Genomic DNA, 12,756 nt, shown 5'->3' with positions numbered 1-12,756 from the left:
CAGATGTGGAAGCCCGGTAACGGGTGGAGCTGACTGGTACTAATAGGCCGAGGGCTTGTCCTCAGTTGCTCGCGTCCACTGTGTTAGTTCTGAAGCAACGAACAGTTGCTGGTTTCTAGAGCTGGAACACAACTACAGAGTGTGCTTGTTCGCTCGAAACCGATAGGGTTTCGGTGGTCATAGCGTTAGGGAAACGCCCGGTTACATTCCGAACCCGGAAGCTAAGCCTTTCAGCGCCGATGGTACTGCAGGGGGGACCCTGTGGGAGAGTAGGACGCCGCCGAACAATCTTTCAAAGGACCCTTGGTCCTCAGCGTTCACGCTGAGGACCAAGGGTCCTTTTTGTTTTGCACCTCTTTACGCCGAAGCGCGGCCATGGGCTGGTTGCGCGAGAATGACTAGCGGTACCCCGAAGACAGGAGTCACACCCATGTCCAACTCTCCCGACGATCGTCCGGAGCGCGAGCCTCGTCGCAACGACGGCGGTGACAGGGGCGGCTACCGCGGGGGCCGTGACGACCGTGGCGGTGACCGTGGTGGCTTCCGCCGTGACGACCGTGGTGGTCGCCCCGCCGGTGGCGGCTTCCGCCGTGACGACCGTGGCGGGCGTCCCGCCGGCGGTGGCTTCCGTGGTCGTGACGACCGCGGTGGCGACCGTCCGTCGTACCCCCGTCGTGACGACGACCGCGGTGGCTTCCGTGGCGGCCGTGACGACCGTGGCGGCGACCGCCCCTCGTACCCCCGTCGTGACGACGACCGTGGCGGGCGTCCGTCCTACCCGCGCCGTGACGACGAGCGCGGTGGCTTCCGCGGCGGCGACCGTCCGGCCTTCCGCCGTGACGACCGCGGCGGCGACCGTCCGTTCTCCCCGCGTCGCGATGACGACCGCGGTGGCTTCCGTGGCGGCCGTGACGACCGTGGTGGCGACCGTCCCTCGTACCCGCGTCGCGATGACCGTGGTGAGCGTCCGTCCTACCCGCGTCGCGATGACGACCGCGGTGGTTTCCGCGGTGGCCGTGACGACCGTGGTGGGGACCGTCCCTCCTTCCGTCGTGACGACCGTGGTGAGCGTCCGTCCTACCCGCGTCGCGATGACGACCGTGGTGGTTTCCGTGGCGGTCGCGATGACCGTGGTGGGGACCGTCCGTCGTACCCGCGTCGTGACGACCGGGGTGACCGTCCCTCGTACCCGCGCCGGGACGATGACCGTGGTGGTTTCCGTGGTGGCCGTGACGACCGTGGTGGGGACCGTCCGTCGTACCCGCGTCGCGATGACCGGGGTGACCGTCCGTCCTACCCGCGCCGGGATGACGACCGTGGTGGTTTCCGCGGCGGTCGTGACGACCGTGGTGGGGACCGTCCGTCGTACCCGCGTCGTGACGACCGGGGTGAGCGTCCGTCCTACCCGCGCCGGGATGACGACCGTGGTGGCTTCCGTGGCGGTCGTGACGACCGTGGTGGGGACCGTCCGTCGTACGCGCGTCGCGATGACCGGGGTGAGCGTCCGTCCTACCCGCGTCGCGACGACGACCGTGGTGGCTTCCGTGGTGGCCGCGACGACCGTGGTGGCGACCGTCCGTCCTACGGGCGTCGTGACGACCGTGGCGGGGACCGTCCCTCGTACGGCCGGCGTGACGACCGCGGTGGCGACCGTCCCTCCTACCCGCGTCGTGACGACCGGGGCGGCGAGCGCGGTGGCTACCGTGGCGGCCGCGATGACCGCGGTGGTTTCCGTGGTGGCCGCGATGACCGCGGCGGCCGTGAGTTCCGTGCCGACCGTGACCGGGACCCGGTCAAGCGGCTTCCGATCGACGAGGACGTCACCGGCAACGAGATCGACGCCGATGTGCGCCAGGAGCTCCTGAGCCTGCCCAAGGGTCTGGCCGAGGAGGTCTCGCGCAACCTCGTCATGGTGGCCCGGCTGATCGACGAGGACCCCGAGCAGGCGTACGCGTACGCCCGTATCGCCCTGCGCCTGGCCTCCCGTGTCGCCGCCGTCCGCGAAGCCGCCGGCTTCGCCGCGTACGCGACGCAGAAGTACAGCGAGGCCCTCGCCGAGTTCCGTGCCGCCAAGCGGATGACCGGCTCCGTCGAGCTGTGGCCCGTCATGGCCGACTGCGAGCGCGGCCTCGGCCGTCCCGAGCGGGCGCTGGCCATGGCCGGTGAGCCCGAGGTGCAGAAGCTGGACAAGGCCGGCCAGGTCGAGATGCGTCTCGTCGCCGCCGGTGCCCGCCGGGACATGGGTGAGCTCGACGCCGCCATCGTGACCCTGCAGAGCCCGGAGCTGGCGTCCAACACCGTCCAGGCGTGGACCGCGCGCCTGCGGTACGCCTACGCCGACGCCCTGCTGGCCGCCGGCCGTGAGGACGAGGCGCGCGAGTGGTTCGCCAAGACCCTCGAGGCCGACAAGGACGGGGCGACGGACGCCTCCGACCGCCTGGCCGAGATCGACGGCGTGGAGTTCGTGGACGCCGCCACGCCGGAGGAGGACGCGGACCTCGACGACCTCGGTGACGAGGACGACGAGGACGAGGACGCGGCCGAGGTGGCCGCCGCCGAGCGCGCCGCCGACCAGACCGAGTACTACGACGAGGACGACGAGGAGTACGAGCCCGTCGCCGGCTCGGAGGCCGACGTGGACCTCACCGACGAGATCGTGGTCGTCGAGGACGACGAGCGCGAGACCCGCGACAAGGCCTGATGCCGAAAGGAAGGGCGGCACCCCCTCGGGGGTGCCGCCCTTCCGCATGTCCGGAGGAGGGGACCTCGGGTCAGCCCAGGCTGCGCAGGACCAGGCCGGTGGCCGGCTTGGGGCCGAAGGAGGTCGACTTGCGGGGCATCGTCACGCCCTGGCGGGCCAGGTCGCGGACGACCTCCTCGCGCACCGGGTGCAGCAGCACGGCCGTGCCGCCGTGGCGCTCGGCCATCGCGACGGTCGCGGCCGCGTCGTGGATGTACGCGATGTGGTCCGGGGCGTCCGGGACCTGCCACAGGGCGTCCAGCAGGGAGGCGTGCAGCACCGTCGCGTCCAGCCGGCGCCAGGCCTCGGGGCGGTCGCGCCGGACCGTGCGCTCGATCAGGGCCGGATCCGGGTCGGTGACCAGGTGGAAGCTGCCGTCGCCGGTGAGGAGGAAGGCGTTGCCGCGTTCCGAGGCGTCCGCGAGGGCCTCCAGGGCCAGCGGGAGCGGGCCGTCGACCGGGCGGATCCGGAAGGAGCCCTCCGCCTTCGCCAGGGCTTCGGAGAGGGGCAGGCGGCGCAGCATCCGGTGGATGGCGCGGACCTGGAGGGGGTAGCGGGCGGTGTCCACGAGGAGGACCAGGCCGAAGTCCCAGGGGGTCGGCGAGCCGTGCTCCTCCTGGAGGCGCAGGTACGTCGCCCAGCGGTGGTGGCCGTCGGCGATGAGGGCCTGGCGGTGGGCCAGGTCGGCGGTGACGACGGCCAGCTCGGCGGGGTCGGTGACGGACCACAGGCTGTGGCGGAACCCGTCCTCGGTGACCGTCGACAGGAGGGGCTCGCGGGCCGCGGTGGCTTCGACGACCGCGTCCGCGCCGGCGCCCGGGCCGTCGCCGCGGTAGGTGAGGAGGAGGGGTTCGAGATTGGCCGAAGTCGCGCGCATCAGGCCCGCGCGGTCGGTGACCACGTCCGGCATCACGTCCTCGTGCGGCAGGACGATGCCGTCCTCGGCCGTGGACAGGGCCAGGGCGCCGATGATGCCGCGCTGCAGCAGGCCGGCCCGGCGCTGCTCGTACACGTAGAGCGCGGGCTGCGGGTCGGCGCTGAGGACGCCCTCGGCGAGCCAGTCGCTCAGGGTCCGGGCGGCCTGCTCGTTGCGGGCGGCCGGGGTGCCGGCCTGGGGCAGGATGAGCCGGACGATGTTGTGCGGGTCGGCGGACTCGAGGTAGTCGACTCCGTCGGGGCGTACGACCACGTCGTACGGCGGCGAGGTCACCGCGGCGAGGCTGCCGACGCGCTCCGGGACGTAACGCAGTCCGTGGAAGGGGGTCAGGCGCAGCCCGTGCTCCGCGTTGCCAGGTGTGGTCATTGGTGCATGGTAAGACCCGTCTCGCGATACGGGATGGCCGGGGGAGTGACGGGGTAGTGCAAACTCGGACAAGATCGATCGTGCGAAGTGAAGCACCGCAAGTGTCCCGAGCGTTTCGATAACGGTTATTGAGGAGCGGCCAGATGACCCGGCAGAGCAGGACCAGTCCCGCGCGTAGTGAGCGGAGTCTGCACCAGGCGTACGACACGGCCCTGCTGGACCTGGACGGGGTGGTGTACGCGGGCGGGCACGCCATCGCGCACGCGGTGGAGTCCCTGGCCGCGGCCCGGGCCGACGGGATGCACCTGGCGTACGTCACCAACAACGCGCTGCGGACGCCGGAGGCGGTCGCGGAGCACCTGTGCGAGCTGGGGATCCCGACCGAGGCGAGCGAGGTGATCACCTCGGCGCAGGCGGTGGCCCGGCTGATCGCGGAGCAGGTGGAGCCGGGTGCCAAGGTGCTGGTGATCGGCGGGGAGGGGCTGCGGGTCGCGCTGCGCGAGCGCGGGCTGGTGCCCGTGGAGTCCGCCGACGAGGAGGGGCTCGCGGCGGTGGTCCAGGGCTACGGCGGGCCCGGCCTGGAGTGGGGGCGTTTCGCGGAGGCGGCGTACGCGGTCAACCGCGGGGTGCCGTGGTTCGCGTCGAACACGGACCTGACGATCCCGGGGGCGCGGGGGATCGGCCCGGGCAACGGGGCGGCCGTGGAGGTCGTACGGATCGCCACGGGCGCGGACCCGCAGGTGGCGGGCAAGCCGCTGCCGCCGATGCACCGGGAGACCGTGCTGCGGACGGGTGCGCGGCGGCCGCTGGTGGTCGGGGACCGGCTGGACACCGACATCGAGGGCGCGTTCAACGGGGACGTGGACTCCCTGCTGGTGCTGACCGGGGTCACGGACGCCGGGCAGCTGCTGCGGGCCGAGCTCCGGCACCGGCCCACGTACGTGGACCGGGACCTGCGCGGGCTGCTGACCGGGCAGCCTGAGGTGGTGGAGCGGGACGGGGCCTGGCGCTGCGGCGGCTGGAGCGCGGCCGACGCGGGCGGGCACCTGGAGCTGTCCCGCGCCGGCGACGGGGAGGCCGATCCGCTCGACGGGCTGCGGGCGGCGTGCGCGGCGGCCTGGTCGGCGGCCGGGGACGGGGCCTACCGGGGCGACGTGGAGAAGGCCCTGGGGGCGCTCGGGTGGTGAGCGGGGGGCGCTCGGCCGTACGGGGGATCATTCCCGGCGCAGGGTAGGCTAACCTAACCTTCGTGTTGGCTGAGAGTCCCCCCGAAACCGAGCCCGGCGCACCCGCGCCCGTGCCCGCCGTCGCCCGCCCGGGCCACGGCAGGCGCACCGCCGGTCTGCTGATCGCCCTCGCCGTGCTGGCCCTCGTCGCGGTGGCGAGCATCGCCGTCGGCGCCAAGGCCATGCCGCTCGGCGACGTCTGGCACGGCCTGTTCCACTACAGCGGCACCACCAACGACGTGGTCGTGCGGGACCTGCGGGTCCCGCGCACCGTCCTGGGGGTGATGGTCGGGCTCGGACTCGGCCTCTCCGGCGCGGTGATGCAGGCCCTGACCCGCAACCCGCTGGCCGAACCCGGCATCCTCGGCGTCAACGCCGGCGCCGCGGCCGCCGTGGTCTCCGCGATCAGCTTCCTCGGGGCGAGCACGCTGACCGAGTTCGTCTGGTGGGCCTTCCTCGGCGCCGCCGTCGTATCCGCCCTGGTCTACGTCCTCGGGGGCAGCCGCAGCGCCACCCCGGTGCGCCTCGCGCTCGCCGGTACGGCGGCCAGCGCCGCGCTCGTCGGCTACATCAACGCCGTCCAGCTGATGGACAGCAAGGCCCTGGACAAGCTCCGCTTCTGGACGGTGGGTTCGCTGGCCTCGGCCAGCATGGACACCGTCCGCCAGGTGGCCCCCTTCCTGCTGGCCGGCGCCCTGCTCGCCCTGCTGCTGGGCCGGCCGCTCAACGCGATGGCCATGGGCGACGACACCGCCCGGGCGCTGGGCGCGCACCTGACGCGGACCCGGATCGCGGCGATGGCCGCCATCACCCTGCTGTGCGGGGCCGCGACCGCCGCCTGCGGGCCGATCGTCTTCGTCGGGCTGATGATCCCGCACCTCGCGCGCCTGATCACCGGTCCCGACATGCGCTGGGTGCTCGCCTACTCGGCCGTCCTCTCGCCGGTGCTGCTGCTCGGCGCCGACGTGGTCGGACGGGTCGTCACCCGGCCCGGTGAGCTCCAGGTCGGCATCGTCACCGCGCTCGTCGGCGGCCCCGTCTTCATCCACCTGGTCCGGCGCAAGAGGATGGCCCAGCTGTGAGCGACACCCGCATCCGCAAGGCCGCCCGGCCGCGCACCCTGCGCGGCCCCGCCGCCACCTCGCTGCGCGTCGAGCCGCGCGCCCTGCTGGCCGGGCTGCTGCTGGTCGCGGCGGCGCTGGTGCTGGCCGTCGTCCTGATCGGCACCGGCGACTTCGAGATCGCGCCCGGGGACGTGGTCCGGACCCTGCTGGGCGACGGCGCCCCCGCCGACGACTTCATCGTCAACGACCTGCGGCTGCCGCGGGTCCTCGTCGCGATCCTGGTCGGCGCGGCCCTCGGCATGTCCGGGTCGGTCTTCCAGTCCGTCTCGCGCAACCCGCTCGGCTCGCCCGACCTGCTCGGCTTCGGGTACGGCTCGGCGGTCGGCGCGCTCGTCGTCATCACCGTGTTCAAGGGCGGGGCGAACGAGGTCGCGCTGGGCGCCGTCGTCGGCGGCGTGCTCACCGGCGCCGTGGTGTACCTCCTCGCGTACAAGAAGGGGATCCACGGGTACCGGCTGGTGCTGGTCGGCATCGGCGCCTCGGCCGTCCTCGTCGCCGTCATCCAGTACCTGATCGCCAAGGCCCAGCTGATCGAGGCGACCCGGGCCATGGTCTGGCTGACCGGCTCGCTGGCCGGCCGGGACTGGGCGCAGGTGTGGCCGCTGCTGGCCACCTGCGGGGTGCTGTTCCCGCTGGTCCTCGGGCAGAGCCGGGCCCTGCGGGTGATCGAGATGGGCGACGACGCCGCGTACGCCCTGGGCGTGCCGGTGGAGCGGACCCGGATGCTGCTGATGCTGGCGGCGGTCCTGCTGACCACGGCGGCCGCGGCCGCCGCCGGGCCGATCAGCTTCGTGGCGCTGGCCGCGCCGCAGCTGGCCCGGCGGCTGACCCGTTCGCCCGGGTCGAACCTGCTGACCGGCGCGCTGATGGGCACCGTCCTGCTGCTGGCCTCCGACCTGGCCTCGCAGCGGGCCTTCGGCGCGGACCAGCTGCCGGTGGGCGTGGTCACCGGCCTGGTCGGCGGGGTCTACCTGCTGTGGCTGCTCGTCATGGAACGCAAGGCGGGACGGGTATGACCGGAACGACGTACACGACGTACACGACGCACGCGGTGGACCAGCCGCACACCCACGGGCACGGCCCGGCCGACACGAGGAGTACCCAGGTGCAGAGGCTGACCGCGGAGAACGTCACCCTCGGATACGACCAGCGGGTCATCGCCGAGAACCTCTCGGTGGAGATCCCCGACCACTCGTTCACGGTCATCGTCGGCCCCAACGCCTGCGGCAAGTCCACGCTGCTGCGCGCCCTGTCACGGATGCTGAAGCCCACCGCCGGCCGGGTGCTGCTCGACGGGCGGGCCATCACCTCGACGCCCGCCAAGCAGGTGGCCCGCACCCTGGGGCTGCTCCCGCAGTCCTCGGTGGCGCCCGACGGGATCACCGTCGCCGACCTGGTCGCCCGCGGCCGGTACCCGCACCAGGGGCTGCTGCGGCAGTGGTCGGCGCAGGACGAGCGGATCGTCCTGGAGTCGATGGCCTCGACCGGGGTCGCCGAACTCGCCGACCGGGCCGTGGACGAGCTGTCGGGCGGGCAGCGCCAGCGGGTGTGGATCGCGATGGCGCTGGCCCAGCAGACCCCGCTGCTGCTCCTGGACGAGCCGACGACCTACCTGGACATCCAGCACCAGCTGGAGGTCCTGGACCTGTGCGCCCAGCTGCACGAGGAGCAGGGCCGGACGCTGGTGGCGGTGCTGCACGACCTCAACCAGGCGGCCCGCTACGCCACCCACCTGATCGCCCTGCGCGGCGGGGTGGTCGTCGCCGAGGGGCCGCCGTCCGAGGTGGTCACGGCCGGGCTGGTGGAGGAGGTGTTCGGGGTGCCCTGCCGGGTCATCGACGACCCGGAGACCGGCACCCCGCTGGTGGTCCCGTCCGCCCGGCGGGCCCGGGCGAAGGCCGCCGTCTAGAGGAGGCTCTTGAGGCGCAGGAGGTCGCGGAAGCCGGCCTCCAGGCGGACCCGGCCCGAGGCCCAGGCCTTGGCGAACTTCAGCTGCCCGTCGACGAGGGCGAGCAGGTCGTCCCCCGACATCGCGAGGCGGATCTCGGCCTTGCCGCGCGGCGGGCCCGGGGTGAGGGCGTCCACCCGGATCCGGCCGCCGTCGAGGCTGCCGGCGAAGGTCACGTCGAGGTCGGTGATGTGGCAGCTCAGGGAGCGGTCGAGGGCGGCCGCGCCGCGCACGTCGCCGTCGGCCCCCGAGAGGTTGTCGGAGAGTCGGTCGAGTGCCGCGCGGCACTCCTGGATCGTAGCCATGGTGTCCCGACCGTACCGCAGAGCCGCGCGTGGCACGGGCGGTGCTTCGGGGTAGCGTCGGGGGCATGACCGACGAAGTGTCCGGGAGCGTGCCGGACGTCCCCCAGGAGCCCGTCACGGAGCCCGTCACGGAGCCCGCGGACGGACACGCGGACGGGCTCGCGGACGGGGCCGACGCGCCCGCCGGGCCCGCGCCGCTGGGCCTCGTGCGCACCCCCACCGGGCACCCCGGGGTCGACGCGCACCTGGAGCGGCTCGCGGACGCGGACCACCTGGCGGCGGACGGACACGTCGAGGTGTACGAGGATGTGCACAGGGGACTGCGCGAGGCGCTCGCCGCGCTGGACGCGCAGCCCGTCCCCGGACCGTACGAAAACAGGAGCTGAACCGAACGTGGCAGGAGTGGCACGCCGCCGCCTGGACGCCGAACTGGTACGCCGCAGCATGGCCCGCTCGCGGGAGCACGCGGCCCAGCTGATCGCCGCGGGCCGGGTGACCGTGGGCGGCACCACCGCGACCAAGCCGGCCACCCAGGTCGAGACCAGCGCGGCCCTCGTCGTCCTCAAGGACGACAGCGACCCCGACTACGTCTCCCGGGGCGGTCACAAGCTGGCCGGCGCCCTCGCGGCCTTCCGGCCGCAGGGGCTGGCCGTCGAGGGCCGCCGGGCGCTGGACGCGGGCGCCTCCACCGGGGGCTTCACCGACGTGCTGCTGCGCGCGGGCGTGGCCCACGTCGTCGCCGTGGACGTCGGCTACGGGCAGCTGGCCTGGTCGCTGCAGAGCGACGAGCGGGTGACCGTCAAGGACCGGACGAACGTGCGCGAGCTGACGGTCGAACTGATCGACGGCGTCCCCGTGGACCTGGTCGTCGGTGACCTGTCGTTCATCTCGATCGGCCTGGTGCTGCCCGCCCTGGTGCGGTGCACGGCGCCGGGCGCCGACCTGGTGCTGATGGTCAAGCCGCAGTTCGAGGTGGGCAAGGAACGGCTCGGCAGCGGCGGCGTGGTGCGCAGCCCCGAGCTGCGGGCCGAGGCCGTGCGGGAGGTCGCCGCCCAGGCGTGGAAGCTGGGGCTGGGCGTGCTGGGGGTCACCGCGAGTCCGCTGCCCGGGCCGTCGGGGAACGTCGAGTACTTTCTGTGGCTTCGGGCGGGGGCACCGGCACTCGACCCGGGGGATGTCGACCGTGCAGTGGCGGAGGGGCCTCAGTGACAGATTCGTCGTCGTCAGCGTCAGAGCGTTCAACGAATTCAACGGGGGCGGGGGAGCCGGAAGGGCCGCGCACGGTCTTCCTGGTCGCCCACACCGGGCGGCCGGCGGCCATACGCAGCGCCGAGCTGGTGGTGCTGGGCCTGCTGAAGTCGGGGATCGGGGTGCGGGTGCTCGCGCACGAGGCGCGGGACATGCCGCTGCCGCCCGAGGTGGAGCTGGTGGGGGAGTGCACGCCCGAGGTGCTGGCCGGGTGCGAGCTGCTGATCGTGCTGGGCGGGGACGGCACCCTGCTGCGCGGGGCGGAGTTCGCGCGCGGGTCGGGGGTGCCGATGCTTGGCGTCAACCTGGGGCGGGTCGGCTTCCTCGCCGAGGCCGAGCGCGACGACCTGGACCGGGTCGTGGACCGGGTGGTGCGCCGGGCGTACGAGGTCGAGGAGCGGATGACCCTCGACGTCCTCGTACGGACCAACGGTGACGTGGTCCACCGGGACTGGGCGCTGAACGAGGCCGCCGTCCAGAAGGTGTCCGCCGAGCGGATGCTGGAGGTGGTCCTGGAGATCGACGGGCGCCCGGTGACCGGGTTCGGGTGCGACGGCATCGTCTGCGCGACGCCGACCGGCTCGACCGCGTACGCCTTCTCGGCGGGCGGCCCCGTGGTGTGGCCGGAGGTGGAGGCGCTGCTGATGGTGCCGATCAGCGCGCACGCGCTGTTCGCCAAGCCGCTGGTCACCTCGCCGGACTCGGTGCTGGCGGTGGAGGTGCAGACCGGGACCCAGCACGGGGTGCTGTGGTGCGACGGCCGGCGGACCCTGGAGCTGCCCGCCGGGGCTCGGGTGGAGGTGCGGCGCGGGACGGTGCCGGTGCGGCTCGCCCGGCTGCACCACGCGTCCTTCACGGACCGGCTCGTGGCCAAGTTCGCGCTCCCGGTGTCGGGTTGGCGCGGCGCACCGCACTGAAGGCCGCCGCAGACCTGCTATTAGCACACCCGTTCGGAAAACTCCGGGCGGGTGAGGTCACATGGCACCCGCGAAACCTCGGTATGGTCGTCCCGTGCTTGAGGAGATGCGGATACGGTCACTCGGGGTCATCGACGACGCGGTGGTCGAGCTGTCGCCCGGTTTCACCGCGGTGACCGGCGAGACCGGCGCGGGCAAGACGATGGTCGTCACCAGCCTCGGGCTGCTGCTCGGCGGCCGCGCCGACCCGGCCCTGGTGCGGATCGGCGCCAAGGCCGCCGTGGTCGAGGGCCGCGTCGTGCTGCGCCCGGACGCGGCCGCCGCCGTGCGCGCCGAGGAGGCCGGGGCCGAGCTCGACGAGGGCGCCCTGCTGATCAGCCGGACCGTGTCCGCCGAGGGCCGCTCGCGCGCCCACGTCGGCGGCCGCTCGGTACCCGTCGGCCTGCTCTCCGAGCTCGCCGACGACCTGGTCGCCGTCCACGGGCAGACCGACCAGCAGGGCCTGCTGCGGCCCGCCCGCCAGCGCCAGGCCCTCGACCGGTACGCCGGCGACGCCGTCGCCGTCCCCCTGGAGAAGTACGCCGGCGCGTACCGGCGGCTGCGCGCCGTCTCCGCCCAGCTGGACACCCTCACCACCCGCGCCCGCGAACGGGCGCAGGAGGCCGACCTGCTGCGCTTCGGCCTGGACGAGGTCGCCGCCGTCGAGCCGCTCCCCGGCGAGGACGCCGAACTGGCGGCCGAGGCCGAACGGCTCGGGCACGCCGAATCCCTCGCCTCCGCCGCGCAGGCCGCCCACGCGGCCCTCGCCGGCGACGTCGAGGACCCCGAGGGCGTCGACGCCAACACCCTCGTCGCCGGCGCGCACCGCGCCCTGGAGGCCGTGCGCTCCCACGACCCGGTGCTCGGCGGCCTCGCCGACCGGATCGCCGAGCTCGGCATCCTGCTCGGCGACGTGGCCGGCGAGCTCGCCGGGTACGCCGACGACCTGGACGCCGACCCCCTGCGGCTGGCCGCCGTGGAGGAACGGCGGGCGGCGCTCACCCAGCTGACCCGCAAGTACGGGGACTCCGTCGACTCCGTCCTCGAATGGGCCCAGAAGGGCTCCGCGCGGCTGCTGGAGCTCGACGGGGACGACGAGCGGATCGAGGAGCTCACCGCCGAACGGGACGCGCTGCGCGCCGAACTGTCGCAGCTGGCCCAGGCGCTGACCGACGCCCGCGCGGAGGCCGCCGAACGCTTCGCCTCCGCCGTCACCGCCGAACTGGCCTCCCTGGCGATGCCGCACGCCCGCGTGACCATCGACATCCGCCAGACCGAGGACCCCGACGGCGTCGAGGTCGGCGGCCGCCCGGTCGCGTACGGGCCCGCCGGGGCCGACGAGGTCGAGCTGCTGCTCGCCCCGCACCCCGGCGCCCAGCCCCGGCCGATCGCCAAGGGCGCCTCCGGCGGCGAGCTCTCCCGGGTCATGCTGGCCGTCGAGGTCGTCTTCGCCGGCACCACCCCCGTGCCCACGTACCTCTTCGACGAGGTCGACGCGGGCGTGGGCGGCAAGGCGGCCGTCGAGATCGGCCGGCGGCTGGCCAAGCTCGCCAAGACCGCCCAGGTCGTCGTCGTCACCCACCTGCCCCAGGTGGCGGCCTTCGCGGACCGGCAGCTGCTGGTCGAGAAGACCGTCGACGGATCGGTGACCCGCTCCGGGGTCACGGTCCTGGAGGGCGAGGACCGGATCCGGGAACTCTCCCGGATGCTCGCCGGCCAGGAGGACTCGCAGACGGCCCGCGCCCACGCCGAGGAACTCCTCGCGGCGGCCCGGGCGGACGGCTGAGGAACCGGGACGTTAGCCCGTGTGGGTGAGGCTGGGGGGCGCACTGCGGTATCCCGCACGGGATCCGCACCCGTATGGTCCCGGAACGCGCGTACGGACTGGCATCCTGGGCGACGACTC

11 protein-coding genes, 1 rRNA gene and 1 pseudogene are annotated in these 12,756 nt (G+C 73.7%); 11 read left to right on the top strand and 2 right to left on the bottom strand.

What is annotated here, in order from left to right; genetic code table 11:
* The first annotated feature begins 169 nt into the window (after positions 1-169).
* From rrf to ACFVXK_RS21220, 3 genes and pseudogenes are all read left to right on the top strand, one after another.
* A 5S ribosomal RNA gene (gene rrf / locus ACFVXK_RS21230) occupies positions 170-286 on the top strand.
* 36 nt (positions 287-322) lie between these two features.
* Positions 323-1,267, top strand: a pseudogene (locus ACFVXK_RS21225) (hypothetical protein); the annotation flags it as partial.
* A 579-nt stretch (positions 1,268-1,846) separates the two neighbouring features.
* Positions 1,847-2,701: a hypothetical protein gene (locus tag ACFVXK_RS21220; RefSeq protein WP_389613874.1), complete on the top strand. Its 855-nt coding sequence runs from the start codon at positions 1,847-1,849 to the stop codon at positions 2,699-2,701.
* Positions 2,702-2,771: 70 nt separating this feature from the next.
* Here the strand turns inward: ACFVXK_RS21220 and ACFVXK_RS21215 are convergent, their stop codons facing one another.
* A complete protein-coding gene (locus tag ACFVXK_RS21215; RefSeq protein WP_389613872.1) occupies positions 2,772-4,043 on the bottom strand; it encodes a DUF1015 family protein in 1,272 nt (423 codons plus the stop codon).
* Between the two features lie 143 nt (positions 4,044-4,186).
* Between ACFVXK_RS21215 and ACFVXK_RS21210 the strand changes: the two genes are divergently transcribed.
* The 4 genes from ACFVXK_RS21210 (at position 4,187) to ACFVXK_RS21195 (ending at position 8,302) form a co-directional block, all read left to right on the top strand.
* Positions 4,187-5,230, top strand: coding sequence for an HAD hydrolase-like protein (locus tag ACFVXK_RS21210; protein ID WP_389613871.1), 1,044 nt, complete (start codon positions 4,187-4,189; stop codon positions 5,228-5,230).
* A gap of 161 nt (positions 5,231-5,391) precedes the next feature.
* Positions 5,392-6,351, top strand: coding sequence for a FecCD family ABC transporter permease (locus tag ACFVXK_RS21205; RefSeq protein ID WP_389613879.1), 960 nt, complete (start codon positions 5,392-5,394; stop codon positions 6,349-6,351).
* Entirely contained in the window at positions 6,348-7,409 is a 1,062-nt protein-coding gene (locus tag ACFVXK_RS21200; RefSeq protein ID WP_389613869.1) for a FecCD family ABC transporter permease, read from the top strand. The genes ACFVXK_RS21205 and ACFVXK_RS21200 overlap by 4 nt, the downstream gene beginning before the upstream one ends.
* Before the next feature lie 89 nt (positions 7,410-7,498).
* Complete coding sequence (locus ACFVXK_RS21195) at positions 7,499-8,302, top strand: ABC transporter ATP-binding protein (RefSeq protein ID WP_389613877.1); 804 nt, start codon at positions 7,499-7,501, stop codon at positions 8,300-8,302.
* On the opposite strand, the gene ACFVXK_RS21190 is transcribed toward ACFVXK_RS21195, so the two are convergent.
* Complete coding sequence (locus tag ACFVXK_RS21190) at positions 8,299-8,646, bottom strand: SCP2 sterol-binding domain-containing protein (RefSeq protein WP_389613867.1); 348 nt, start codon at positions 8,644-8,646, stop codon at positions 8,299-8,301. The genes ACFVXK_RS21195 and ACFVXK_RS21190 overlap by 4 nt on opposite strands.
* Positions 8,647-8,711: 65 nt before the next feature.
* Between ACFVXK_RS21190 and ACFVXK_RS21185 the strand changes: the two genes are divergently transcribed.
* The 4 genes from ACFVXK_RS21185 to recN all read left to right on the top strand — a co-directional run bounded on the left by ACFVXK_RS21185 (position 8,712) and on the right by recN (position 12,636).
* Positions 8,712-9,032 carry a hypothetical protein gene (locus ACFVXK_RS21185; protein WP_389613865.1) on the top strand — a complete coding sequence of 107 codons (321 nt, stop codon included), beginning with the start codon at positions 8,712-8,714 and terminating at the stop codon, positions 9,030-9,032.
* A 7-nt stretch (positions 9,033-9,039) separates the two neighbouring features.
* Entirely contained in the window at positions 9,040-9,855 is an 816-nt protein-coding gene (locus ACFVXK_RS21180; RefSeq protein ID WP_389613862.1) for a TlyA family RNA methyltransferase, read from the top strand.
* Entirely contained in the window at positions 9,852-10,811 is a 960-nt protein-coding gene (locus ACFVXK_RS21175) for an NAD kinase (protein WP_389613860.1), read from the top strand. Before ACFVXK_RS21180 ends, ACFVXK_RS21175 begins: the two co-directional genes overlap by 4 nt.
* Before the next feature lie 106 nt (positions 10,812-10,917).
* Positions 10,918-12,636: a DNA repair protein RecN gene (gene recN, locus ACFVXK_RS21170; protein ID WP_389613876.1), complete on the top strand. Its 1,719-nt coding sequence runs from the start codon at positions 10,918-10,920 to the stop codon at positions 12,634-12,636.
* Positions 12,637-12,756 lie beyond the last annotated feature (120 nt).

Source organism: Streptomyces sp. NPDC058157 (assembly GCF_042884105.1).
Taxonomy (GTDB): domain Bacteria; phylum Actinomycetota; class Actinomycetes; order Streptomycetales; family Streptomycetaceae; genus Streptomyces.
Note: the sequence above shows the minus strand (reverse complement) of the source record. Positions and strands in the feature narration are given on the sequence as shown.

What these genes read in the sequence shown, in the direction of transcription:
- ACFVXK_RS21215 (WP_389613872.1), bottom strand. Translation starts at nt 4,043, where the DNA reads ATGACCACACCTGGCAACGCGGAGCACGGGCTGCGCCTGACCCCCTTC.
- ACFVXK_RS21210 (WP_389613871.1), top strand. Translation starts at nt 4,187, where the DNA reads ATGACCCGGCAGAGCAGGACCAGTCCCGCGCGTAGTGAGCGGAGTCTG.
- ACFVXK_RS21190 (WP_389613867.1), bottom strand. Translation starts at nt 8,646, where the DNA reads ATGGCTACGATCCAGGAGTGCCGCGCGGCACTCGACCGACTCTCCGAC.
- ACFVXK_RS21185 (WP_389613865.1), top strand. Translation starts at nt 8,712, where the DNA reads ATGACCGACGAAGTGTCCGGGAGCGTGCCGGACGTCCCCCAGGAGCCC.
- recN (WP_389613876.1), top strand. Translation starts at nt 10,918, where the DNA reads ATGCGGATACGGTCACTCGGGGTCATCGACGACGCGGTGGTCGAGCTG.